Here is a 25,803-nt window from a genome sequence, read left to right on the forward strand (position 1 = left end):
AGAAGCGTCATGGTCGATCAATTGCCCATTTATCGCGATCGTCCACCCATGGGGGAGGATGTCCCCGGTTCCATCGGAGGCAAACCCCTGGCAGTGATTCTCAGTCCGCTGGGTGACCATACGGCGGCGGCAGGGTCCACTCTGGAGCTGAGTGTCGCTGTTTTTAATCGGGGTGGGCAGAATGCCATCCTCCATATCTACTTGAGTGACCCCAGCGAAACGGTGAATCGATGGTGTACGTCTCCGTTTGAGCGATTGGCGATCGGGCCAGGGCAGAGCAGTGACGTGCTATTCCGGCTGCAGGTCCCCACCCAGACCTTACCGGGCACCTATCCCTACCAGGTGATTGTGGACGCGCCTCAGCATTACCCGGAAGATACCCCGATTCAGTACAATCAGCGGCTGCAGGTGCTGCCTCAGGTGGAGTCTGTTGTCCAGGTGAGTGACCCCACCTTCACCCTGGAGCCCATTACCACATCGCTCCAGCCAGCGGTCTTACAACCAGGAGGATCTCTGGATGTGCGGGTTCAGGTCTACAATCGCTCCAATCGGGTCGATCGATTTCGCCTCAGTTGTCCAGATCTAGATCATCGCTGGTTTAAGGTCATTTACCCACAGGGGTTGCTCACCCCTGGGCTGATTAGTAGTGGCAGTGGCCTGGAGCTGAATCCGGGCGATCGAGGTGAGATTCTGTTGCGGCTCAGTCCACCGCCCGAAGCTCTGGCGGGCAGCTACACGCCGACCCTCCGACTTTATTCGACCAATCAGCCCCAACTGGCGTTGTTGGATGCCTTTTACCTGGAAGTCACACCGATCGATCTGATGCAGGTGGAATTGCAGACCCTGATCGGCAAAGTGCGGCAGACGGTGGGGCTCTATCGGGTCCAACTAACCAATCGAGGGAATACACCCCGGGAGTTGTTGTTAGGGGCTCACAGTGTCGAAGAAGAGGAATCCCGCCTCTGTCAGTATCGCTGGGCTGACCCGGAGAATGCCAGGGCAGATTGGCTCCCGGTACGATCGACCGGGACCGATGGCCCCCCTGTCACCCTATCCCCCCTGATTCCAATCCTCCCTGGCCAGTCAATCGGCGTTGACCTGGAAGTGAAACCGACCCGGGCCTCTCGCAGACCCTGGCTAGGAAATGGCCGGATTTTTAACTTCAGGGTAGACCTGAAAGATCCGCAGCAGCGGCCCCTACCTCTGGAATATCTGCAGGGTAGCCTGCTCTGGCGAGCCCGGCCTTTCTGGCAATTCCTGTTGTTGCTGCTGACGGCCCTGGGGGCGATCGGAGCCCTGGCCTTTTTGATCTGGTGGCTGTTCTTCCGTCCTCCCCTGCCCTCCAGGGTGTTGGAACTGACTGCCGGAGATTTGGCTTACGAAGAGCTGAATGGGAAACCGGTTCGCCTCAACTGGCAAATCAGCAATCCTAAGCGTATTGGTAAACTGCGCCTGGTCGGTCTCTCAACTGAAGATGGTACAGTTCTGAGTCAACCGGTTGTCTATGACTTCAGCCAGGGGTTGCCGAATCCCCTGAAGCCTTTCTGCACCCTCGATCGAGTGCTGACCTGTCGCTATGTGCCGACGGATGCCCATCGAACTGGCAGCTATGTGTTTGAGTTGCAGGTTCAACCCCGAAAAGAGAATGCCTCCCCATTGGATACGGCTAAGACGAACCCGATTAAAATCAGTCCCCTGCCCCTGCCCAAAATTTTAGAGTTGGGGCCAACGGAGCCAATCTATCAGGAACCCGCTAATCCGGTGGCAAACTCCACAGACGGTCAAATTCTGTTGAACTGGAAAGTAGCCAATCCCGGTCTGCTTCAGGAAGTTCAGTTGATAGGCCGGTCTCCCGACAATACGGTTGTAGTGCCGCTGCAGCGATTCGACTTCAGTAGTGGTGTGCCATCGACTTTGCAGTCCTTCTGTGTGATTCAGACGGCATTGGTGTGCCGTAAGGTCCCGATCGAGGCCCGCAAGCCGGGAGATTACATCTTCGAATTGCTGGTCACCAGCCGCACGGCTCCAGAGGAACCCGTAGCCAATCGGAAAACGGACACGGTGCGGATTAAGCCCCAGCAGGTGCCGATCCAGATTGTGAAATTCCTGATTAATGGGCAACCGGCAGAGCCCCGTCTGGTGCTGCTGGTGCAGCCGGATCAGCCTCCTCCTCCCTTGCAAATCTCCTGGGAAGTGACGGGTGGCCGGGGCCTGAAAGTGACTCTGTTACCGGCTCCTGGCACGGTTGGTCTGTCGGGAACTGTCCCCTACAGTCTCAGTACCCAACCTCGCCAGGAAACTCTGACCCTGCAGGTGACAAATGAAATGGGGGAACAGGTGACCCGATCGGTGACGATCGAAACCGTAAATCCCCCAGCCCAGCCCCAGGTATCCCCGGAACAGATGGCTCCGGCTCCTGGAAGTCAACCGGCCTTCTCTCCGACAGACCCAACCGGCTCGGCTGGTTTTGGGAGTCCCGCTTCCCAACCCGGTGTTGCCCCCGGTGCGACCTCGGCCCCATCTCCTGGTAGTGACCTGCAAGGGCCAGTTCCAGTCCAACCGGGAACCCTTTCCCCCGTTGATGTCCCCCCTCAGTTCGATCGATGAAACCCTCTTTTATTTCCCATCTCGCCACAATAACCCTGGTTGGGAGTTTCCTGGGTCTGGGTCAGGGAGTTCTCCTGGCCCAATCTCAACCGGGGGGCTTAAGCACGTTGCCGGATTTTGACTACTGGGCCGATCGCTGCCGCACCCTGGCCCAGGCCGACCAGTTGGAACAGGCTATCCCGGCCTGCGAACAGGCGATCGCCCTGCGCTCTGGAGATAAAACCCTCTGGATTTTGTATGCCGATGTCCTCTATCGCCTGGGCCGCTATGGGGAGGCGGCGGCGGCGGCTAAATCTGCCCTGCGCTATGACGATCGCAATTCGGAAGCCCTTACTTCCCGCTGTCGGGCTTTGCTGGCAATTCATCAGTATGAGGCGGCGATCGCCGCCTGTGCCCAGGCGTTGGAGGTAAATGAAAACTGGGGAACCCTGACCCCAAAGCTGGCCTGGTTTAAGCAGGGATTAGCCCTAGTCCGGGTAGGTCGTGCCGCAGCCGGTATTAAAGCCTATGATGAATCCCTTAAGCTAGACCCGCGCCAGTCTGGGGTTCTGACCCATCGCTGTCAGGCTCTCTTGCAACTGGAGACGTTCGAGGCCGCGATCGGTGATTGTCGTCAGGCCCTGGATGTGGATGCCCAGTGGGGTGGTCAGTCGCCCAAGTCGGCCTGGAATGCCCAGGGAAGTGCCCTCCAGATGCTAAAGCGGTTGGAGGAGGCGGTGTTTGCCTATGATCAATCCCTACGTCTGGATGCCAAACAGCCGATCATCTGGGCCAAACAGGGGTTGATCCTACGGGAACTCGATCGGGACGCGGATGCCCTAGTGGCCTTTACCCAGGCGGTACAGAGCAAGCCGGATTACACCCTGGCCCTAGTCAATCAATGCACCCTGCTCAACCAGTTTGGCCAGTATGACGCAGCCCTGCGGGCCTGTGAAGCAGCGATTCGGGGGGATGGCTCTTGGGGGCCTTTAGGCCCAGCCCAGGGCTGGGATCAGCAGGCCAATGCCCTAGCTGGCTTGCGACGCCTGGAGGAGGCCCTAGCTTCGGCGGAACGGGCGGTGAATATGGCTCCCGACTACCCGACAGCCTGGAATAATCGGGGGGTGATTCTCTGGTCCTTGCAGCGATATGATGACGCCCTGACTTCGGTCGATCGAGCCCTGGAACTGCGGCAGGATTATGCCCGGGCCTGGTTCAACCGGGGGCGAATTCTGCGGGAGTTGGGGCGCTATGCGGCAGCAGCGCGGGCCTACGATGAGGTGATTCGCTTGGAACCGGAGAATGCCCTAGCTTGGGCGAATCAGAGTGCCGTCCTCTGGCAGATGAAACGATATGATCTGGCCTTGAGGGCTGCTGATGCCGCGATCGATCGTCAGCCCAGTCTGGCCCTTGCCTGGTATAACCGAGGCACGGCTTTGAGCAGCCAGGGGCGTTACAGTGAGGCGATCTCAGCCTTCGATCGGGCCCTGGAATTGACCCCCACCGACACCGGGAGTCTGACCGGGAAGGGGTTGTCCCTGGTGGCGATCGGGGAGGACGAAGCCGCCGTTCCTGTTCTGCAGCAGGCACTCCGGTTGAATCCCAACCAAATTCTGGCCCAGGAAAACCTGAAACAGGCGGCGAAACGAATTCTGCTGCGGCAGAAGGAGGAGCAGGAACGGAAGCGGCAGGAACAGATGAAAAAATAACCTCAGGCTTCGGGGAATTGGTGCTCCCGCACCTCCGCACAGTAGGTCCGAACCGCCTGATCGATGTCCGCTCGCAGGTTCAGATATGCCTTGGCGAAGGGGGGCTTCTTCTCTGTCAAACCCAGCACATCCGCTGTCACCAGCACCTGCCCGTCACAGTGGGGACCGGCCCCGATGCCGACCGTCGGAATCTGTAATTTCTGGGTAATCTGTGAGGCCAGCTCTGGGGGAATGTGCTCCAGGACGATCGCAAAGGCACCCGCCTGTTCCAATTCGATCGCCTCGGTCAAAATCCGCTTGCCTGCTTCTGGAGAATTGCCCTGCTGTCGATAACCCAACTGATGCACGGACTGTGGGGTTAAGCCCACATGACCCATAACCGGAATGCCCACCTGGACCAACCGGGCTACGGTTTCGATCAGGGCAGGATAGCCCCCTTCGATTTTGACGGCCTGAACCCCAGTTTCCTTCAGGACTCGACCGGCAGTGTGGAGAGCCTGTTGGGTGCTCTCCTGATAGCTCATGAAGGGCAGGTCACAGACCACCAGAGCCCGATCGACAGCTCGCCGCACCGAACTAGCATGGTAGAGCATCTCTTCCAGGGTGACGGGCAGGGTGGTGGTATAGCCTAATGCAGTCATGGCCAGGGAGTCCCCGACCAGGATCAGATCCACGCCAGCCCGATCGAGAATCTGAGCGATCGCAAAATCCCAGGCCGTCAGAGCGGTGATCGATCGTCCCTGCTGTTTCCACTGGCTCAACTGCCGGGGAGTTACTGCCATCTCTCGCTACCCAAACCCAACACCTCCATGGTAAGACAATCCTCACCCAGATCAGGGTGGGGAAACAGGGGGGACAGCCTCCCCTGCTCTGGCTCCCCTGTTTCCAGATTTCGGAGCAGTCTGACTTCAGGCAATAGCCCAAGCCTCACTAGTGGTCGCTCACTCTGGCCGCACTGCCCAGGCCAGAAAGCGTTCTGTGTAATACAGGGCAAGCTGGTTGCTGAGCCCCTGGAATACGGCATCGAACGCATGTTCAGCCCAGGGAATTTCAATGAATACTGCGGTGTTACCGGTCTGGCGCAGGCGATCGTAGAGCTGTCGCCCGAACTTCGCCATCACAATATGGTCCCGCTGGCCGTAAATCAGCAGGGTAGGGGGTAAGCCAGGTCGGACAGCATACATCGGGGAAGCGGCCTGGTAGAGGGGGGTTAACGCCTCGGGTGGTCCGCCCAAAAAGGTTTTCAGAACGGTTTGAACCTGCAAGGGATCAGGGGTGGGCAAATCCCGGTATCCCTCAATCAGATCTACGGGACCGTAGTAGCCCACGACGGCTCGGATGGGTGGAGCATCGGATTGATAGGCAGCCAGCAGAGCCAGATGGGCTCCGGCAGAACGACCGACTAGGACCAGCCGATCGGGATCGGTGTCGTACTGGTTGGCATGCTGGCGAATGAACTGGAGAGCTGATCGCACGTCTTCCAGTTGGGCCGGAAACCGATAGCGGGGAGCATGGCGATAGGAGATGGCGAAAACCGTATAGCCCTGGGCGGCCAGGTATTGATTGAATGGGATATGTTCCCTGGGGCTGCCGTTCTGCCAGGCCCCTCCGTAAAGCACGATCATCCCTGGATGGGGACCGGCCTGGGTGGGCTGGTACAGATCCAGAGTCAGGGGACTGCCATTGGGAGTGGCAAAGGGGATGTCGGGCTGGTAGCGCCCTGGACTAGTTGGAATCCCCTGAAAGACCTGGATCAGGTTTAGAGGGGTGGGCCGCATCAGGGTGGTTTGGGCAGGGGTGATGCGGGTGAAATAGCCCTGACCGAGGGCGGACTGCATGACCTGGGCTGCCTGTCGATCGGCAGTCGCGAATTGCTGCAGTGGCAGAAGGCTCAGGATCAGGCTCACCAGACTCAGCCCGATCGCCCCATACATCCAGGGGGTCAGGTGTCGGCCCCCGATCGCCAATGCCAGGACAATCGCACTCAGTCCCACCAGCCAGGGACTGACTTCAGGGGCTCCTACCCCCAGGGGAAACAGGAGCATGGTGGGAGCTGGCACCACAATCCAAAGGCTGAGAAACAGGCTGACGCAGGCCAGCAGCAGAATCAACAGGCTGAATGCAATCGTCATCAGGGAGTCTCCTGGGTCAGGGTCAGATCAGCTTTGAGGAAATCAATGAATTGGCGGGCGGTGCGACCCGATCGACCATTGTGGCGGGTGGCCCACTGCAGAGCCCGATGCTCCAGGTCGTCGGGAGCGAGGCAAATAGCATGGCGAGTGGCCAGATGATGCACGATCGCCAGGTAGGTTTTTTGATCAGCAGGTTCGAAGGTGAGGGTGAGGCCGAACCGATCGCTGAAGGAGAGCTTTTCCTGGACTGTATCCCAGCTATGAACTTCGTCTCCCGCACTGGGGCGAGGCCGATCGGCAAAGAACTCTCGAATTAGATGTCGGCGGTTGGAGGTGGCGTAGACCACAATATTCTGGGGACGGGCAGTGAGTCCTCCTTCCAACACAACCTTGAGGGCTTTGAAGGCATCATCGTCTTCCTCAAAGGAAAGGTCATCCACAAACAGGATGAACTTTTGAGGCACCTGCCGAAGCCGATCCAGAATCGCGGGCAGATCAGCTAAGTCTGTTTTGGCCACTTCCACCAGCCGCAACCCCCGATCACCATATTCCTGCAGCAAAGCCTTCACCAGAGAGGACTTTCCAGACCCCCGACTACCGTATAGCAGGACATGGAGGGCTGGCAGTCCGGCGAGCAGGAATTCTGTGTTTTTGATCAACTGTTCCCGCTGCCACTCATGGCCGGCTAGATCAGAGAGGCGGCCTGGGTCGGGGTAGGCAACGCCCATCAATTGACCGGCCTGCCAGCGCAGGGCGCGATATCTGGCAAATAGGCCAGTGCCCTGTTGCCGATAGTGGGTGGCCAGATCTGCAAGAGCTGTTCCCCAGTCTTCGGCCTGTTGGAGACTGGGCAGCAGGTCGGTGGCTGTAATCGTGCTGGCCCAGGGAACAGGCGGGGTCGGGCAGGTGCTGATCTCCCGCAGCCATTGACTCAATTGGGTGGGTGGACAGTGGTATAGGGCCTGGAGCGATCGCAAATCTTGTTGGACTGCGGTGACCAGTGCAAGGGGCAAATCTGCCAGATTGGTGTGTTGCACCTGTCGGGTAAACGGATTCTCAGCCTGGGCAATTTCATGGCAGAGGTAATCTTGCCAGCCTAAATTTTGGTCGGCTAGAGCCCTGAACCAGCGTCCGTAAGCCTGTAAAGCAGCCCGTTCATCCCTCGGGGCAATAAACGTCTCTAGCAGCGCCAGAAAAGCCTGCCCAATTTCGTTCTGGAGAACGGATTGGTAAATCAGGAGAGCGTCGGCCTGTCGTTGCAGGGCCTGCATGGGGTAGTTTGTAGGAGAATCTTTCATCAATTCAACAAATTCGTCAGCGGAAATTGACACTTGTGCAAGTTAGCGGCTAAAATCAGAATTTGTGTAAAGTCAGGATTTAACCCCCCTCACCCATGCCCACGATTCAGCAACTCATTCGCAGCGAACGGCAAAGTATTACCAAGAAGACCAAGTCCCCCGCGTTAAAGAGCTGTCCCCAGCGTCGCGGTGTCTGCACAAGAGTCTACACAACAACCCCCAAGAAACCCAACTCAGCCCTTCGTAAGGTTGCCAGGGTTCGCTTAACTTCCGGATTTGAAGTGACGGCATATATTCCCGGCATTGGTCATAACCTGCAGGAACACTCTGTCGTTATGATTCGAGGGGGTCGGGTAAAAGATCTGCCGGGAGTCCGATATCACATTATCCGTGGTACTCTGGACACTGCTGGTGTGAAGGACCGTAAGCAGGGCCGCTCCAAGTATGGCGCTAAGCGTCCCAAGCCTAAGGCATAGGCCCTCCCACCGCAAAAGGCTTGATTCATTCTTGATTCATCGATTTGCATCTCTGAATGGCAGAATTAAGGGTTGCGGATTTAAGGTTTTGGGATTGGAATTGCGCGATCGAGTAGCCTGTGCATGAGGTTAGCTCATTCAGATTGCCCCGTTCCTGTTTTCTTTAAGGGCTTGCTTCTCTAAGGATTCACTGTCTTCTCTTCTAAAAATTAGCTCCAAGGTTTTTTATGTCTCGTCGTACTACAGTTAAAAAGCGTCCTGTTCTTCCCGATCCGGTCTACAATAGCACCCTGGTCAGCATGATGATGCGGCGGATCATGAAGCGTGGTAAGAAATCACTGGCTATGCGCATTGTCTACAGTGCGATGAAGACCGTTGAAGAGCGGACAGGCGGAGACGCCCTGGAGCTATTTGAACGGGCTGTGCGCAATGCAACGCCTCTGGTTGAAGTCAAGGCCCGTCGGGTTGGTGGTGCAACTTATCAAGTGCCAATGGAAGTACGGCCTGACCGGGGCATAGCCCTGGCCCTCCGCTGGCTCTCTCAGTTTGCTCGCCAAAGAGCAGGTCGGACGATGGCTGGGAAGCTGGCTAATGAATTGATGGATGCTGCGAATGAAACCGGAAGTGCCATCCGGAAGCGCGAAGAAACCCATCGGATGGCAGAGGCCAATAAGGCTTTTGCTCACTATAGATACTAAATTGCGCCTGAAGTCTGCGGGTTAAAACAGGTCTTAGCGTTGACTGCATCTGCTCTGAGATTCAGTAAACGTCTCCACCTGAAAAAGTATAAAATCTTAACAGACCTATTGATTGAGGGGTATCTGCGGCCTATATTCCAAAGGAGGTAGCCGTGGCACGCACTGTTCCGCTTGAGAGAGTTAGAAATATTGGGATCGCTGCGCATATCGATGCGGGCAAGACCACCACAACTGAACGAATTTTGTTTTACTCTGGTGTGGTTCACAAGATTGGAGAAGTCCATGAAGGAACCGCGACCACAGATTGGATGGAACAGGAGCGTGAGCGGGGTATTACCATTACAGCTGCTGCCATCAGCACCAGTTGGAAAAACCACCAAATCAATATTATTGATACACCTGGACATGTGGACTTCACGATCGAAGTCGAGCGGTCCATGCGGGTGTTGGATGGTGTGATTGCGGTTTTTTGCTCGGTGGGAGGCGTTCAGCCTCAGTCTGAAACGGTTTGGCGTCAGGCCGATCGCTACAAGGTTCCTCGCATTGCTTTTGTCAATAAAATGGACCGGACAGGTGCCAACTTCTTCAAGGTCTATCAGCAGATCATTGATCGACTGCGGGCTAAGGCAGTGCCCATCCAGCTTCCGATCGGCAGTGAAGATGTCTTTAAGGGGATTGTCGATCTGGTCCGGATGCGGGCATTGATCTATAACAATGACCTGGGAACCGATATTCAAGAAGTAGACATTCCTGAAGACATGCAGGAAGTGGTTCAGGAGTATCGGGTCAAGCTAATTGAAGCGGTGGCTGAACTGGATGACACCCTGATGGAGAAATACCTGGAAGGGGAAGAGCTGACTGAAGCTGAAATCAAAGCCATGATTCGTAAAGGGACAGTTTCTGGCCAAATGGTGCCGGTGCTCTGTGGCTCTGCCTTTAAGAATAAGGGCGTGCAACTGATGCTGGATGCCGTTGTCGATTATCTGCCTGCCCCCATTGATGTGCCTCCGATTCAGGGAGCCCTACCAGACGGTACAACGGTAGAGCGGATGGCTGATGATGATGCCCCCCTGTCGGCCCTGGCGTTTAAGGTGATGGCAGACAAGTTTGTCGGTCGCCTTACCTTCGTGCGAGTGTATTCTGGGGTCTTGAAGAAGGGCAGCTATGTACTGAATTCCACGAAGAATAAGAAGGAACGGGTTTCTCGCCTGATTGTTTTGAAAGCAGACGATCGAATTGATGTTGAGGAACTGCGGGCAGGCGATCTGGGAGCAGTTCCGGGTTTGACCGATACCCTTACGGGTGACACAATCTGTGATGACAAAGCACCCGTCATTCTGGAATCTCTCTTTGTCCCTGAGCCTGTGATTTCCGTGGCAGTGGAGCCAAAGACAAAGCAGGATATGGAAAAATTGTCCAAGGCTCTGAAAGCTCTGTCAGAAGAAGATCCCACATTTCGAGTCAGTACTGACCCGGAAACCAATCAGACCGTGATTGCTGGTATGGGGGAACTTCATCTGGAGATCCTGGTTGATCGCATGCTGCGAGAGTTCAAGGTAGAGGCTAATGTTGGCGCACCTCAGGTGGCTTACCGGGAAACGATTCGGAAGGCGGTTCGCACTGAAGGTAAGTTTGTTCGCCAGAGTGGTGGTAAGGGTCAATATGGCCATGTTGTGATCGAAGTGGAGCCTGCTGAACCCGGTACCGGGTTTGAGTTTATCTCTAAAATCGTCGGTGGTTCGGTCCCGAAAGAATATGTCGGGCCAGCGGAACAGGGGATGAAGGAAGCCTGTGAATCGGGCATCCTGGCCGGATATCCTCTGATCGACGTTCGAGTCACAATGGTCGATGGCTCTTACCACGAGGTGGACTCCTCTGAAATGGCCTTCAAAATCGCCGGTTCTATGGCCATTAAAGACGGAGTGATGAAGGCTTCGCCTGTCCTACTGGAACCGGTAATGAAGGTGGAAGTGGAGGCCCCAGAAGATTTCCTGGGAAGCATCATGGGTAACCTGATTTCCCGGAGAGGACAGATCGAAGGCCAGAGCTCTGAGCAGGGCATTGCTAAAGTGGCCGCCAAGGTTCCACTGGCCGAGATGTTTGGATATGCCACCGATGTCCGGTCTATGACTCAGGGTCGAGGCATATTTACAATGGAATTCAGCCACTATGATGAGGTGCCTCGCAATGTGGCTGAGACAATCATTGCTAAGAGTAAAGGGAACGCATAATCAGCAAGTAAGAGGAACACAGAATCCATGGCACGCGCAAAGTTTGAACGGACTAAACCCCACGTTAATATCGGTACGATCGGTCACGTGGACCACGGTAAAACAACCCTGACTGCTGCAATTACCATGTCTCTGGCAGCAGCCGGTCAGGCAGCAGCTCGGAAGTACGATGAGATTGATGCCGCACCCGAAGAAAAGGCACGGGGTATCACCATCAACACCGCTCACGTCGAATACCAGACCGATAAGCGGCACTATGCCCACGTGGATTGTCCAGGCCACGCTGACTACGTGAAAAACATGATCACGGGAGCAGCCCAAATGGATGGCGCGATCCTCCTGGTTTCTGCGGCTGATGGCCCTGAGCCTCAGACCCGCGAGCATATTCTGTTGGCCCGTCAGGTGGGTGTACCCAACCTAGTGGTTTTCCTGAACAAGGAAGACCAGATGGAAGGGGAAGACGAACTGGTAGAACTGGTGGAACTGGAAGTGCGGGAACTTCTCTCCCAGTACGACTTCGATGGCGATAATATTCCTATCGTTCGAGGTTCTGCCCTGAAGGCCGTTGAAGCCATGACTGCAAACCCCAAAACCAAGCGGGGTGACGATCCCTGGGTTGATAAGATCTGGGCTTTGATGGATGCCGTGGATGATTACATCCCCACCCCTGAGCGGGATATCGATAAGCCTTTCCTGATGGCGGTTGAAGACGTGTTCTCTATCTCTGGACGGGGTACGGTTGCCACAGGCCGGATTGAGCGGGGCAAGGTCCGCATCAGTGAAGAAATTGAAGTGGTTGGGATCCGCAACACTCGTAAGACTATTGTCACGGGTGTGGAAATGTTCCAGAAGACCCTGGATGAAGGGATGGCGGGTGACAACGTGGGGCTGCTGTTGCGCGGTCTCAAGAAGGAAGACATTGAGCGGGGTATGGTGCTGGCCAAGCCTGGCAGCATTACCCCTCACACTGAATTTGAAGCTGAGGTTTATGTCCTGACCGATAAAGAGGGTGGTCGGAAGACGCCCTTCTTCTCAGGCTACAAGCCCCAATTCTATGTTCGGACCACAGATGTAACCGGTGTAATCAAAGCTTTCACCAGTGATGACGGGAAAGAAGCTGAAATGATTATGCCTGGGGACCGCATCAAGATGACCGTAGAGCTGATCAAGCCGATCGCCATTGAGCAGCAAATGCGTTTCGCTATCCGTGAAGGAGGCCGGACCATCGGCTCGGGCGTTGTTTCCAAGATCCTGAAATAGCTATCGAATAAATCGTTGAGACGCGATTAATTGCGTCTCAACGAATCAACCTTGAACCTTGAAAATTGGATACTAAATTCCTATGGCAACGATTCAGCAGCAAAAAATTCGCATTCGCCTGAAAGCATTTGACCGCCGTCTTCTGGATACCTCCTGTGAAAAGATTGTGGATACGGCCAAGCGCACGAACGCCACTGCTATTGGCCCTATTCCTTTACCGACAAAGCGTCGGATCTATTGTGTTCTGCGTTCTCCTCACGTGGACAAAGATTCCCGCGAACACTTTGAAACTCGGACTCACCACCGCTTGATTGATATTTACCAGCCCTCTTCTCGGACGATCGATGCCCTGATGAAACTGGATCTGCCTGCTGGAGTAGATATCGAAGTTAAGCTCTAAGTTTGTATCGTAGGATCGTAATCCTGAAGCCCGGTTGATGGCCTCGCCTGCTGCTGTTTGACGCAGGATATCTGCTATGAACTGGGTTTTGTTGTCATCCTGCTTCTGCAGCTTGGGGCTTGTTATCTCGGCTACCGATGACAGAACTACTATGACACTGACAGAAACCATTCTGGCTCAGATGCCTGGAGATCCTTTGCAGGGATTACATCAGGCCGATCAGGTTTGGCGATCGCTGCGGGATGGCACCTTGCCGCTGCCATCTGTGATTCACCAAGCCCAGGACCCCCTGGGGGAAGCAGATTGGGATGTGGTCATTTGTGGGGGAACTTTGGGAATCTTCCTTGGGGCTGTTCTGGCCCAGCGAGGCTGGCGAACTGCTCTGCTGGAACGGGGGGTCTTGCGGGGCCGCGAGCAGGAGTGGAATATCTCCCGCCATGAGCTACAGGTATTTGTGGATCTGGGTTTGCTGTCGGTAGCAGAACTGGAGCAGGCGATCGTCACAGAATATAACCCGGCCCGGATTGCCTTTAAGGGAGGACCAGAGTTCTGGGTCCGGGATGTGTTGAATGTAGGGGTCGATCCATTGTTCCTGCTGGATTGCCTGAAGTCCCGGTTTTTGGCCTGGGGGGGAACGCTGCTGGAGCACACTGCTTTTGCAGGGGCGATCGTGCATCCAGATGGGGTCAGGATTGTCGGTGCTGCTGGGCTGAAAACCCGTTTGCTGATTGATGCCATGGGGCATTTCTCCCCGATCGCCCGTCAGGCTCGCCAGGGAGAGCGCCCAGATGGGGTGTGTCTGGTGGTGGGCAGTTGTGCCCAGGGGTATCCGGTGAACCAGAGCGGGGATTTAATGGTTTCCTTTACCTCGATTCAGCAACAGTACCAGTATTTCTGGGAGGCTTTCCCAGCCAGGGACGGTCGCACGACTTATCTGTTTACCTATGGGGATGCCCATCCCGATCGCCCAGATCTGGCTGCCCTGTATGAGGATTACCTGCAACTCCTGCCAGAGTATCAAGGTGTTGCTCTGGACCAGTTGCAGTTTCGGCGAGCCCTGTTTGGATGCTTTCCCTGTTATCGCCAGAGCCCGTTACGGTCTGCCTGGAACCGGATCTTGCATGTGGGAGATAGCAGCGGCAACCAGTCGCCGCTCAGCTTCGGGGGGTTTGGGGCCATGGTGCGCCATCTGCAACGACTGACTGAAGGGGTGGACGATGCGCTAAAACAGGATTTGCTCGATCGGGCGGCCCTTTCATGCCTGCAACCCTACCAGCCCAACCTGACTGTAACCTGGCTATTTCAACGGGCGATGAGGGTGGAGTTAACCCAGTCCCTGCCTCCAGATCAGATTAATCAACTGCTATCTGGTGTGTTTCAGGTGATGAGCCGTCTTGGGGATAGGACCCTCAAACCTTTTCTGCAAGATGTTGTGCAATTTCCTGCCCTTTCCCTGACCCTTTTACAGGTGTCCCTGAGGTACCCTGGCCTGGTTTTGCAGATTATCCCCCACGTGAGCTTAAGAATTTTATTAGACTGGATGGGTCATTATCTGGCACTGGGAGCTTATACTGCTGTTTACCCACTCAGCCTGTTTTTTGAACCGAAGCTTAAGGCTCTGTCTCCAACTCAACAGTACTTCTGGAGAGCGCGGATACAGGCCCTTCGATATGGTAGTGGCAATGACTATCGAGGCTCATCCAGTCGTATCCAGGATTGAAAATAAACCAGAAGTCACGGTAGAGTTCTGGCAAGGGGCGTGGATAATCCATGGGTAATCTATCCGGTTAGACAGGGACAGACCTATCTCTCTGACAGCCATGACTAACTTTTTGAGAGCAGCCGGGACATGAAAAAAGTACTCTTTATCCTGGGAGAACTGAGTGACGATGACATCGATTGGATGATTGACACGGCAGCCACTGAAGAAATTTCAGCCGGAACTGTGTTAATCCAGGAAGGGCAACCGATCGACGCGCTTTATATCGTCTTGAGTGGAACTCTGAAGGTTCTGGTAGAAAGCTTAGGCGGCAAGGAAGTGGCCCGACTGTCCACAGGCGAAGTGGTCGGAGAAATGTCTTTCGTCGATGCCCGTCCTCCTTCAGCGACGGTGAAAGCCATCGAGGACTCTCTGGTGATTTCTATCCCCAGGCAACAGTTAGCGGCCAAATTGCAGCAAGATGTGGGGTTTGCCTCCAGATTTTACCGAGCCTTGGCCATTTTCCTGTCCGATCGCCTGCGAGGAACGGTGAGTCGGTTGGGCTATGGCAAAGATTCTCCGCTGGAGAATCCCAGTGGCAAGGAGAACGAGCCCAATCCTAATATGCTGGATAATCTGACGTTGGCGGGTGCTCGTTTCGATTGGTTATTACGACGGCTACGTAGTATTAGCCCGAAATCTTAGCTCTATGGATCTTGTTCCTGCGCGACAGGCGTTTCAGGGGGCGACTTCGGTGCCTGATGATCAAATCGACCTGGCAGAAGCAGCTCTCTATATTGCCCAGGAGGAATATCCAGAACTCTCTGTAGCCGACTATCTCAGGCTGTTGGATCAGTTGGCACTAGAGGTTCAGAGTCGTTTGCCTCAGGAGCGGTATCCCCTGCGAGTGATCCAGGTGCTGAATCAGTATCTGTATCAGCACCTGCGGTTCAAAGGCAACACAACGGACTATTACGATCCGTGTAATAGTTTTCTCAATGATGTTATGGATCGCCGGACGGGTATTCCGATTACCCTGGCCCTGGTGTATATGGAAATTGCCCGGCGAGTCGATTTTCCCATGGTCGGGATTGGGATGCCAGGACACTTCTTGATTCGCCCTCAGGTCGCCGAGATGGAGTTGTACGTAGATGCCTTTCATGGGGGGGAAACGCTGTTTGTCCAGGATTGTCAGGCACGCCTGAGCGAGCTCTTTGGCCAGCCTGTGTCCCTGGAGACTATGCCAACGCTATTAGCGCCCATCAGTACACGCCGGTTTCTGGCCCGAATGCTGACCAATCTAAAAATGATTTACCTGAACCGGGGGCAACTCCAGAAAGCGGTGGCCGCCATTGATCGAATTTTGTGGCTCCTGCCCCAGGCTCCGATCGAATATCGAGATCGGGGGCTAATTGCTTACCAATTGCATCAATGGCAGGATGCAGTAGAGGATTTGGAAACCTATCTGGCCTCCGTGCCTGAGGCAGAAGATGCGATCGCGATTCAACGGTTACTTCATCAGATCAAGCAAGAGGGTGAGAAATGATGCCACAAAGAATTGAACCGGGTCCAGGTCAGGAGTCTGTCTGGGATTATCCCCGTCCTCCTCGCCTGGAAAGTACCTCAAAACACATCCAGATTATCTTCAATCAGGTGATAATTGCAGATACCCACAGCGCGATGCGGGTGCTGGAAACCAGTCATCCGCCGGTCTACTACCTGCCTCTGGAAAATATCCACCAAGAGTATCTAATCCCAGTGGCTCAGGCTTCTTCCTTTTGTGAGTGGAAAGGACGAGCCGGGTATTATACCGTTAAGGTGGGCGATCGGCAGGCTCCCAATGCAGCCTGGTATTATAGTGACCCTACCCCCCCTTTCCGACCCATCCAGAATTATGTTGCCTTTTATGCCCATTTGATGGACATCTGTACGGTGGAGGGAGAAACGGTACAACCCCAACCGGGAAACTTTTACGGCGGATGGATTACGAAAGATATCGTAGGGCCATTTAAAGGAGGGCCAGGATCATGGGGTTGGTGAAGGGAAGACATGGGCCAGGCCCCGATCCATTTGACGATTCAGATGTAAAACGCCTTCAGTTGTTACTGTACCTGATTCCGGTATTTGGGTTTTTCCCAGCTTTGTGGACATTGTATCGCCGTCAGGGAGGCCGGGAACGCCGGAAATTGAGCCGTTTGGTGGTGACATTGACATTAGGGTGGCTCTTAGGTTACACCCTGTTGGGAACAGGGGCACAATTTTCCGAGTCTCTCTCTCTGCCCCTGCTGTTGACCAGTAGCTTGCTAACGTCCGGCTATTTTCTAGTTAATATCTGGCTGATGGCGAGAGTTTGGAGACGGAAATCTGTACGTCTATAAGCACAGCTCCAGAAATCCTGCTACTATGCTGCCTAGCTTATCAAGCTTGAGTCAGACTAGTTTTTCAGCTCATTTTCCTCAAGTGATTCCTACTGTTTTTTTGGTGTGAGGCCGCTCGTGTCAGCTCAGAAGATTTCGAAGTCCCGTCCGATCAATCCAGGCAAGTCCAAAGCAGTTCAGCCCCGCAATCTGCAGGCCAGTCGGGGGAAATCCGCCAGGAAAGGGGGGAACCTGAACTGGGTCTGGCTCCTGTTTGGCATGACAGGTGTCGCTATGTTATCGGCTACAGCAGGGGCCCTGCTGGCTGTCACCATGACCACAACTCCACTGATGCAGCGACAGTTGACCCCCAAGGAAGCAGCAATTTTCTCTCAGGATGAGCAGATTTCCAAGAATCAGGGCTTGAGTCTGCCAGAATTGACGCGCCCGGTTAATATTCTGGTTTTGGGGATCAAAGTTCTGACCACGGATGTGGATAACCCGCCACCAGAAGCCAAAAATTTGCGGTACCAGGCAACGATTAACTCCTTTGAAGGGTTGTCTGATACGATGTTGCTGCTTCGGTTTAATCCTCAAACCAAGAAGATGGTAGCGCTTTCCATCCCCAGAGATACCCGGACTACGGTAGAGGGGTATGGGGTGACCAAAATTAACGAGGCTAACGCGGACGGCGGCCCAGCTTTGAGTGCTAAGGCAACCAGTGAGCTGTTGGGTGGAGTGGGCATCGATCGCTATGTCCGGATTAATGTATTTGGCGTCGAGAAGCTGATTGACGCGCTGGGTGGGGTAACCGTCTATGTGCCCCAGGACATGAAATATCAGGACGATAGCCAGCACCTGTACATTAATCTGAAAGCGGGTCGGCAGCATCTCAATGGGGATCAAGCCCTGCAGCTTCTGAGGTTCCGCTATGACGGGAATGGAGACATTGGTAGAATCCAGCGGCAGCAGATGGTTATGCGAGCTTTGATGGAGCAAGCGTTGAATCCAGGGACCATTGCCAAACTGCCTCAGATTTTATCTATCATTCAATCTCACATTGATACAAATCTGAGTGTGGAAGAGCTGATTGCCCTGGTTGGGTTTGCAGCCAGGACGAATCGGTCTAATGTGCAAATGCTCATGCTACCCGGTACATTCAGCACCCCAGCACAGTATCAGGCCAGTTACTGGCTCCCCGATCCCCAGAAAATTGATCGGATGGTAGGTCAATACTTCAAGGATGAGAACTCTACGATTGGACAAACCCTGAATCCGGCTTACCTGAAAATTGCCATTCAGGACAGTACTGGTCAGGCTAAAGCAGTTCAGTCTTTGATGGATAGTTTGGGTAAGGCTGGTTACACCGATGTCCTGATTGATCGCACCTGGAGCGAACCCCTGGTTCAAACGCGCATTGTGGCTCAGCAAGGGTCCGTTGAGGATGCTGAAGCGCTGCGTCGCGCACTGGGCTTTGGAGAAGTCAGGACAGAAAGTACCGGCAACCTCCAATCCGACATCACAATTCAACTGGGTCAGGATATACTGCGGCGGACTGTGCCTCAAGGCTCTCGTAATCCATAAGCTTAAAATTGGGACATTAGCCTTTTGGTCTAAATTCCCATGTCCCAGGTTTTAAGTGGAACGATCGCGGCCATTGCCACGGCTATAGTGCCCCAGCAGGGGAGTGTGGGGATTGTACGGGTGTCTGGTCCCAACGCGGTGACAATCGCTCGAACGTTATTTCGGGCTCCGGGTCGCCAACTCTGGGAAAGCCACCGCATTCTCTACGGTCAGATTTGCCATCCCCAAACGGGTCAGATCCTGGATGAAGCCCTGCTCCTGATTATGCAGGCTCCCCGCTCCTACACCCGCGAAGATGTGGTGGAGTTTCAGTGCCATGGGGGCATTATGGTGGTGCAGCAGGTGTTGCAGCTTTGCCTGGAGCAGGGAGCGCGGTTGGCTCAACCGGGAGAATTTACTTTACGGGCTTTTCTAAATGGACGCTTGGATCTGACCCAGGCTGAGAGCATTGCCGATCTGGTCGGGGCCCAATCCCCCCAGGCGGCCCAGACAGCCCTGGCTGGTTTGCAAGGTAAACTGGCCCACTCCATCCGCAGTCTGCGGGCAACCTGCCTGGATATCTTGACGGAAATTGAAGCCCGCATTGATTTTGAGGAGGATTTGCCGCCGCTGGATGAACCCAACATTCAGGCTCGACTGAATCAGGTCTTGGCCGAAGTCACTCAAGTGCTGGCCACTGCCGATCGGGGAGCGTTGCTTCGGACGGGCTTGAAGGTGGCGATCGTAGGGCGGCCCAACGTGGGGAAATCCAGCCTGCTGAATGCCTGGAGTCGCAGCGATCGGGCCATTGTCACCGCTTTACCAGGGACGACTCGGGATGTGGTGGAGTCCCAATTGGTGGTTGGAGGAATTCCGGTGCAGGTGCTGGATACAGCAGGGATTCGGGAGACTGAGGATCAGGTCGAGCAGATCGGGGTGGAACGCTCCCGTGCCGTGGCCCAGACGGCGGATCTGGTGTTGCTGACGATCGAGGCTCAGGCCGGTTGGACTGCAGCTGATCAGGCCATCTATGAGCAGGTTTGTCACCGGCCTCTGATTCTGGTAGTGAATAAGGTAGATCTGGATGGGGATCCCCAAATTAAAGTGCCAGTAGCCGTAGGACAAGTGGTTCAGACCGCTGCTGCCCAGCATCAGGGCATCACTGACCTGGAGCAGGCAATCCTGGCCACAGTAGCCACTGGGGACCTGCAGGCCGCCAATCTGGACCTGGCCATCAATCAACGGCAGGCAGCGGCACTGACGCAGGCCAGAGTGGCGCTGGAGCAAGTACAGGTAACGATGGGAGAGGGGTTGCCGCTGGATTTCTGGACGATCGATCTGCGGGCTGCCATTCATGCCCTTGGAGAGATTACGGGCCAGGAGGTCACGGAATCTGTTCTGGATAATATTTTCAGCCGATTTTGCATTGGGAAATAACAGCAGCACACAGGGGTTGCCTACAACACCGCTATAGATGGGTAAACCGTTCCAACCACTGCATCAGGAAAGGCGGGATGGGAATTTTCGTCCGATCGCCCGGATGGATACAAGCGTGACGGGTAAGCGCCTTGCTGATCAGTGAGGCATCTACCTCAACCAGGGAAAGGTCATAGGTAATTTCAAACTTGCTCTCGGTCAATTGCTTGGGAGTCAGGCTAATCTGGATGCGATCGCCGCAATAGAGGGGCCGGAAGAAATCCACCTGCACATGGGTCAGGGGCACCGCCAGCCCAGAATTATTAAAAAAAGTTCTCAAGCTAATTCCTGTCTCGGCCAGTGACGCTTCATAGGCTTCATGGCAAACAATCGGCAGATTGGCAAAGTAAACGACCCCCGCTGCATCAGTTTCTTGAAAGTGAATCGTGCGCTGATAGATAAATGGCATGGTTTTATGAGTTTAGGCAGCAAGTTTATGCCTGAGCATTATTAATTATTTTTCTCTCTAAGTGAGACTTAAAATCTGAATAATGATTTTCAGGTTAGCCGATGAGATTCTCTCGCGCTTCAACGCTCCAGATGCAGGCTCATTCTGGGTTTTCTGTGCTGATTGGACTACTCACTGCTTGGGGCTGTGCGGGAACGGCCCTAGCTTCCGATCTGACCTCCTCGCCCTTCCAGATGGTTCAAGTCAGTGAGCCGTTCCAGCAGGGCAAAGCCAGTCAACTCCTGGAACAGGGTATCCAGATGGTGAATGCCGGTAATATCCAGCCTGGCATTCAACTGGAACAACAGGCCCTGGTGATTTTTCAGCAAACGGACAATGAGCGGGGAGAAGCCCAAACCCTCATCGCCCTGGCGGAGGCTTACCTGAAGCTGAAAGACGATGCGACTGCAGCCAAGTATGCTCAACGGGCTTTCAAGCGGGCTCAGAGGATAGGGGATAGTCAACTGCAGACTGCAGCGACAGCCTTGCTATCTAAAGCCCAGGGGCACCCTGCCGCCAGAGGGGCAGCTTCCGAAAACATCATCCCCGCTGACCCAGCATCACAGCAAGCACAGGTGATCCAATTACTGCTCCAGGCAGGGCAAGAAGCTAATTCTGGCGAGGCCGCCAAAGGGATTCAAACTCTGGAACAGGCACTCCCACTCGTGCGTGAGCTAAAAAATCCTCAACTGGAGTGGATTGTCCTCTTTGGGCTAGGCGCTGCTTACAATACCGCAGGTAACTATGCCAAAGGGATTCAATACAGTGAACAGAGCCTGAGCATCCTTCGCGAACTCCAGAACCAGGAGTATGAGGGGATGGTTCTGGCTTCTTTGGCCAATACCTACGCGACTTTGGGGGACTACGATCGAGCAATTTACCTGTATAACCAGGTTCTGACTCAGATGAAGCAACGCCAGGACTACCAGGGCAAAATGTTTGCTGGGGCAGCCCTCTTTGGTTTAGGCAGTGCCTATAAAACTCGGAAAGAATATGCTGTAGCAATTCAGTTCTACCAACAGAGCCTGGTGATTGCCCGTGAACTGAAAGGTCGTCAGGCAGAAGCCCCCTCCTTGCCCGGTAGCAATTCCCCCTTAACTGGATTCAATGAAGGAATACCCCTGGCGACCTTGGGAGATACCTACCGGGAGATGGGGGATTATGCCAAAGCAATACAATTTAATCAGGAGGCCCTGACCGCTACCCGTCAACTGAATAACCGTTTGATTGAATCGGCTCTGCTGTTGAATTCGAGCAGCACCTATGGGGAAATGGGGAACTATCCGGCAGCGATCCAGTCCGTGCAACAAAGCCTGACGATCGCCCGTGAGCTCAAAAATCAAAGATTAGAAGGGTTAGCCCTCGGTAATCTGGGAGACATCCTCCTGAGAATGGGCAAACTTGCGGCAGCAGAAGAACCTCTGGTGACCGCAATTGAGATTCTGGAAACGCAACGGCAGGGATTACAAGATTTACAACAGGTTTCCCTGGCTGATACTTACAATCAGGCTGAACCTTACAGCCTGCTACAACGGGTGTTGCTGGGGCAGAAAAAAGTGGAGGCTGCCCTGGAGGTCGCGGAACGGGCCAGGGCCAGGGCCTTTGCCACCTTGGTGGCGAAACGGGGGCTGGGAGCAGAGGCAATGACACTGTCCCCAATCAAAATTGCGGCGATCCAACAGGTGGCCAGGGAGCAAAACGCAACCCTGGTGGAGTATGCCAATATTCAGGACAAGCAACTGGTCATTTGGGTGGTTTCGCCTCAAGGTCGAGTCTCGGCTAGACAAGTTGACTTGAAGGAGTTACAGCAGGAAAAGCAGACCTTGACCACCCTGGTTGCCAGCACGCGCTGTCTGGGCCTATTGGTCTGTGAGCAGGCGATCGCCTCCAGAGGTGGTTTCGTCTTTAACGTGACTCAAGGCGATCGGCAGTTTGGTGCCCCTCCCGATCTAACCGTGAAGAATCAGTATCTGCGCCGCCTGCACCGGCTCCTGATCGAACCGATCGGGGATCTCTTACCCAAAGACCCCAAAGACCACGTCATCTTTGTCCCCCATCGAGAGCTATTTCTGATCCCCTTTGCGGCTTTGCAGAATGGACAGGGCAAATATCTGATTGAGCAGCACACAATTTCGATCGCCCCCTCGATTCAGGTCTTACAACTGACGCACCAGCAACGGCAGCGGATGACAAGATCTGCAACGTTACCATCGGGGAATGCCGTGCTGGTGGTGGGTAATCCCACAATGCCCATTGTGCAGTTTAAAGTAGACGAACCACCCAAACAACTGGCCGCTCTCCCTGGCGCAGAGCAGGAGGCGATCGCGATCGCGAAGCTGTTAGACACTTCTGCCCTGATCGGCCCACAAGCGACTAAAGCAGCCGTGCGCCAACGCATGCCCCAGGCCCGGATTATCCATTTAGCGACCCATGGCTTACTGGATGATTTCGGTGGGCTGGGCATCCCGGGAGCCATTGCCCTAGCTCCGGATACCAATGTCCTCAATGAAGGATTACTCACAGCTAGCGAACTCCTGGAAATGAATCTGCAGGCAGAACTGGTGGTCTTGAGTGCTTGTGATACTGGCCAGGGGAAAATTACTGGAGATGGGGTGATAGGCTTATCCCGTGCCCTGATCACAGCGGGGGTGCCCACCGTCATCGTTTCGTTATGGAAGGTTCCTGATGCCCCCACAGCAGAATTGATGACCCAGTTCTACCGCAATCTGAATCAGGGGCAAGACAAAGCAACGGCACTGCGGCAGGCAATGCTGGCCACCAAACAAAACCATCCCAATCCGACGATCTGGGCTGCTTTTATGGCGATCGGTGAAGCAGAATAAAATCAGGTGGGACTATCTCCGTCCCACGTCTCCTCTGTTGATACTCAAGTATGACCATCTGGCAGGCTGATTTTTACCGGCGTCCCCTCAAGAATGAACTGGATCAAGCCCTGTGGGAGCTGTTGATTTGCGATCAGGAGGGCAATCTGAAAGCCTCTGTCCTGTGTCCCCAAGCTGAAGCCACCGCCGACTGGCTCAAAGATGAACTTATAAAACTCGCAGCCTCTCTCCCAGAGCGCATCCAGGTCTTTCGACCCCAGACCCTGAACTTGCTGGAAACAGCCTGTCAGTCCCTGGGGATTGTTGTGGAAGCCACTCGCCACACCCCAGCGTTACACCAGTGGCTGGAGCGTCGATCTCAGGATTATCCCTCCCTGCCCGAATACAACGGGCAACCCTATCAGCCCCTGAATCTGGATAGACCCCCGCCCCTGCCTTTGCCCGAAAATCTCTGGGGCGATCGCTGGCGATTTGCCACCCTGGCTGCCAGTGGAATTGCAGAGGTATTCAAAGAGCGTCCCATTCCCATTCTGGACTTGCCTGCAGAATTTCTGCCCCTCAACCTGGGGCTGGCCTCCGATCTGGCTGTGCCGGGGATTGTGATTGATGGGGGTCGCCAATCTATGCGTCTGGCCCGCTGGCTGGAAGCCTCCCACCCCTACAGTCTGAACTTTTTAGCAGGAGCCCCGGATGGATTGGTGCTGGAAGCCGGGCTGGTCGATCGCTGGATTGTTGCTACCTTCGAGGACTCGGAAGTGCGATCGGTGGCCACCCAATACGAAAACCGCAAACAGGCTAGCCGGGGGTTGCATTTCCTGTTGGTGCAACCTGACGATTCCGGCATGACCTATACCGGGTTTTGGTTATTACGGGAATATCCCACGTAGAGACGCGAACGCGATCATCGCGTCTCTACGTGGATGTAAAACCAGTATGGGATTCCACGGTTTTGCATGGGGCGATTTTACATGGGGCGATTTTACATGGGGCGATTTTACATGGGGCGGTACACCCGGTAATTAATGTTGGGGAAGATGTTGTCGATCGCTTCCACCTTCTCCAACCAACCAGAATCTACCTTGCCCTGGTTCAGTTCTTCGTATAGTTTGTTGAACCGCATCAGGTGCGATCGGGTGCGCCGCACGGCATAGGGAACCATGGTCCCGGTTCGCATGATGAACGCCCAGTCCGAGGATTGAGCCAGGAGCAATTCCCGTGCTGCCTGGTTCAGGGCTCGCCATTCCAGCTCATCGGCAGGTTCGCGGCGACCCAGCTCAATCATCCGCTCAGCAGCCATGTGCAGATGGGGATAAATCCAGGCATTGGTTTCATTCAACCAATATTCGTGGAAACCCTTGTACCCCCAGCTAGACTGGGAAGGGCGACAAACCTGTTGGGTCGGATTGTTCCGCAGATAATCTGCCAGGTGGGTCATCTCATAGCTGCCCTGGTCATACCAGGACTTGCGGAACAGATAGTCGATGAACCAGGGGCCTTCGTACCACCAGTGCCCAAAGAGCTCAGCATCATAGGGGGAAACGACGATCGGTTTACGCTGCATAATCCCATGCAGGTGCTGCACCTGACGTTCCCGGTTGAACATGAAGTTACCCGCATGTTCAGCGGCTTTTTCCCTGGCCCAATAGGGGTCGTAGAGGGCCTTATCCCCTAAACCTAAACCCCGGCCTGTAATTTTGTGGTACTTGATCCCAACATTTTTCCGCTGGCCGTTGGGCATGATATAGGGCTTGATGTACTCATAATCGGCTTCCCAACCCAGGTCTTTGTAAAACTCCCGGTATTCGGCAGCACCGGGATAGCCCACTTCCGAGGACCAGACCTGCTGAGAGGATTCGTGATCCCGTCCAAAGGCTGCCACACCGCTTTCGGTAAAAATGGGAGCATAGGTGCCAAACCGGGGGCGGGGTCGAGCATAGAGAATCCCATGGCCATCCGTCAGGAAATAACGCAAGCCAGCATCGGCCAGCATCCGCTCCAGCCCTTCGTAGTAAGCACATTCTGGCAACCAGATCCCCTTGGGAGGACGCCCGAAATTCTCCTCGTAGCTTTCCACTGCTACCTGAACCTGGGCCCAAACGGCCTGAGGATACATTTTCATCAACGGCAAATAGCCGTGGGTTGCGCCGCAGGTAATGATCTCGAGGTTATTACTGTCCAGGAATTGCTTGAAGGCTTTGACCAGATCCCGATCGTACTGCTCCCAGGTTTGTCGGACCCGATTAAATTCCTGAGCGTAGAACTCTGCCAGATACTTGATATGGCCATTGAACTGGTTGTGTTCAATCTCCATTTCGGTCAGCTCTTCGAGCTGAGCCAGATGGGCATCATATCGATCTTGCAGCAGTGGGTCCCGCAACATGGACACCAGGGGCGGGGTCATGCTCATCGTAATTTTGAAATCAATCCCATCCCGCTTTAACCCTTCAAAGACCCAGAGGAGTGGAATGTAGGTTTCGGTAATCGCTTCGAACAACCACTCCTCTTCCAAAACGTAATCACTTTCCGGATGCCGAACGAAGGGAAGGTGAGCATGCAGCACCAGGGCAAGATATCCAAGACTCATAGGAGTTAAAGGTCTCGTAGATGGGGTTTAGAAAATAGTCTTA

20 protein-coding genes are annotated in these 25,803 nt (G+C 54.6%); 15 read left to right on the top strand and 5 right to left on the bottom strand.

Annotated features, from left to right (window positions below):
• Nucleotides 1-9 precede the first annotated feature (9 nt).
• Nucleotides 10-2,607 carry a hypothetical protein gene (locus BST81_RS01720; RefSeq protein WP_083636575.1) on the top strand — a complete coding sequence of 866 codons (2,598 nt, stop codon included), beginning with the start codon at nucleotides 10-12 and terminating at the stop codon, nucleotides 2,605-2,607.
• Entirely contained in the window at nucleotides 2,604-4,295 is a 1,692-nt protein-coding gene (locus BST81_RS01725; protein WP_075596817.1) for a tetratricopeptide repeat protein, read from the top strand. The genes BST81_RS01720 and BST81_RS01725 overlap by 4 nt, the downstream gene beginning before the upstream one ends.
• 2 nt (nucleotides 4,296-4,297) lie before the next feature.
• Here BST81_RS01725 and panB read toward each other — a convergent pair whose 3' ends face one another.
• The 3 genes from panB to BST81_RS01740 form a co-directional block, all read right to left on the bottom strand.
• Nucleotides 4,298-5,077, bottom strand: coding sequence for a 3-methyl-2-oxobutanoate hydroxymethyltransferase (gene panB, locus BST81_RS01730; RefSeq protein ID WP_075596818.1), 780 nt, complete (start codon nucleotides 5,075-5,077; stop codon nucleotides 4,298-4,300).
• A 159-nt stretch (nucleotides 5,078-5,236) separates the two neighbouring features.
• Nucleotides 5,237-6,427, bottom strand: coding sequence for an alpha/beta hydrolase (locus BST81_RS01735; RefSeq protein ID WP_075596819.1), 1,191 nt, complete (start codon nucleotides 6,425-6,427; stop codon nucleotides 5,237-5,239).
• Nucleotides 6,427-7,758, bottom strand: a complete 1,332-nt coding sequence (locus tag BST81_RS01740) for an ATP-binding protein (RefSeq protein WP_363079099.1) — start codon at nucleotides 7,756-7,758, stop codon at nucleotides 6,427-6,429. Before BST81_RS01740 ends, BST81_RS01735 begins: the two co-directional genes overlap by 1 nt.
• 62 nt (nucleotides 7,759-7,820) lie before the next feature.
• Here BST81_RS01740 and rpsL point away from each other — a divergent pair, with 62 nt between their 5' ends.
• The 11 genes from rpsL to mnmE all read left to right on the top strand — a co-directional run bounded on the left by rpsL (nucleotide 7,821) and on the right by mnmE (nucleotide 19,846).
• Nucleotides 7,821-8,201 (top strand): 30S ribosomal protein S12, encoded by a 381-nt coding sequence (gene rpsL / locus BST81_RS01745; protein WP_075596821.1) that lies wholly within the window; start codon nucleotides 7,821-7,823, stop codon nucleotides 8,199-8,201.
• A 227-nt stretch (nucleotides 8,202-8,428) separates the two neighbouring features.
• The gene (gene rpsG, locus BST81_RS01750) at nucleotides 8,429-8,899 is read left to right on the top strand and encodes a 30S ribosomal protein S7 (protein ID WP_075596822.1); all 471 of its coding nucleotides are present in this window, start codon (nucleotides 8,429-8,431) and stop codon (nucleotides 8,897-8,899) included.
• 152 nt (nucleotides 8,900-9,051) lie between these two features.
• A complete protein-coding gene (gene fusA, locus BST81_RS01755) occupies nucleotides 9,052-11,130 on the top strand; it encodes an elongation factor G (protein WP_075596823.1) in 2,079 nt (692 codons plus the stop codon).
• 27 nt (nucleotides 11,131-11,157) lie between these two features.
• Nucleotides 11,158-12,390, top strand: a complete 1,233-nt coding sequence (gene tuf, locus BST81_RS01760; protein WP_075596824.1) for an elongation factor Tu — start codon at nucleotides 11,158-11,160, stop codon at nucleotides 12,388-12,390.
• 91 nt (nucleotides 12,391-12,481) lie between these two features.
• The gene (gene rpsJ / locus BST81_RS01765) at nucleotides 12,482-12,790 is read left to right on the top strand and encodes a 30S ribosomal protein S10 (protein ID WP_253188049.1); all 309 of its coding nucleotides are present in this window, start codon (nucleotides 12,482-12,484) and stop codon (nucleotides 12,788-12,790) included.
• A gap of 151 nt (nucleotides 12,791-12,941) precedes the next feature.
• Nucleotides 12,942-14,510 (top strand): FAD-dependent oxidoreductase, encoded by a 1,569-nt coding sequence (locus BST81_RS01770; protein ID WP_075596826.1) that lies wholly within the window; start codon nucleotides 12,942-12,944, stop codon nucleotides 14,508-14,510.
• Between the two features lie 129 nt (nucleotides 14,511-14,639).
• Entirely contained in the window at nucleotides 14,640-15,194 is a 555-nt protein-coding gene (locus BST81_RS01775) for a cyclic nucleotide-binding domain-containing protein (protein WP_075596827.1), read from the top strand.
• Nucleotides 15,195-15,198: 4 nt separating this feature from the next.
• The gene (locus BST81_RS01780; RefSeq protein WP_075596828.1) at nucleotides 15,199-16,035 is read left to right on the top strand and encodes a tetratricopeptide repeat protein; all 837 of its coding nucleotides are present in this window, start codon (nucleotides 15,199-15,201) and stop codon (nucleotides 16,033-16,035) included.
• Nucleotides 16,032-16,529: a DUF427 domain-containing protein gene (locus BST81_RS01785; protein ID WP_075596829.1), complete on the top strand. Its 498-nt coding sequence runs from the start codon at nucleotides 16,032-16,034 to the stop codon at nucleotides 16,527-16,529. The genes BST81_RS01780 and BST81_RS01785 overlap by 4 nt, the downstream gene beginning before the upstream one ends.
• 455 nt (nucleotides 16,530-16,984) lie before the next feature.
• On the top strand, nucleotides 16,985-18,430 hold the full coding sequence (locus BST81_RS01795; protein WP_075596831.1) for an LCP family protein: 1,446 nt from the start codon (nucleotides 16,985-16,987) through the stop codon (nucleotides 18,428-18,430).
• Between the two features lie 39 nt (nucleotides 18,431-18,469).
• The gene (mnmE, locus tag BST81_RS01800; protein WP_075596832.1) at nucleotides 18,470-19,846 is read left to right on the top strand and encodes a tRNA uridine-5-carboxymethylaminomethyl(34) synthesis GTPase MnmE; all 1,377 of its coding nucleotides are present in this window, start codon (nucleotides 18,470-18,472) and stop codon (nucleotides 19,844-19,846) included.
• A 31-nt stretch (nucleotides 19,847-19,877) separates the two neighbouring features.
• Here mnmE and BST81_RS01805 read toward each other — a convergent pair whose 3' ends face one another.
• Nucleotides 19,878-20,294 carry a thioesterase family protein gene (locus BST81_RS01805; protein WP_075596833.1) on the bottom strand — a complete coding sequence of 139 codons (417 nt, stop codon included), beginning with the start codon at nucleotides 20,292-20,294 and terminating at the stop codon, nucleotides 19,878-19,880.
• A gap of 101 nt (nucleotides 20,295-20,395) precedes the next feature.
• On the opposite strand from BST81_RS01805, the gene BST81_RS01810 reads away from it, so the two are divergent.
• Nucleotides 20,396-23,176 (top strand): CHAT domain-containing protein, encoded by a 2,781-nt coding sequence (locus tag BST81_RS01810; RefSeq protein WP_083636576.1) that lies wholly within the window; start codon nucleotides 20,396-20,398, stop codon nucleotides 23,174-23,176.
• 50 nt (nucleotides 23,177-23,226) lie between these two features.
• Nucleotides 23,227-24,063, top strand: a complete 837-nt coding sequence (locus tag BST81_RS01815; RefSeq protein ID WP_075596835.1) for a Tab2/Atab2 family RNA-binding protein — start codon at nucleotides 23,227-23,229, stop codon at nucleotides 24,061-24,063.
• Between the two features lie 107 nt (nucleotides 24,064-24,170).
• Here the strand turns inward: BST81_RS01815 and BST81_RS01820 are convergent, their stop codons facing one another.
• A complete protein-coding gene (locus BST81_RS01820; protein ID WP_075596836.1) occupies nucleotides 24,171-25,760 on the bottom strand; it encodes a glycoside hydrolase family 57 protein in 1,590 nt (529 codons plus the stop codon).
• Nucleotides 25,761-25,803: the final 43 nt, after the last annotated feature.

It is taken from the genome of Leptolyngbya sp. 'hensonii' (assembly GCF_001939115.1).
Lineage (GTDB): Bacteria > Cyanobacteriota > Cyanobacteriia.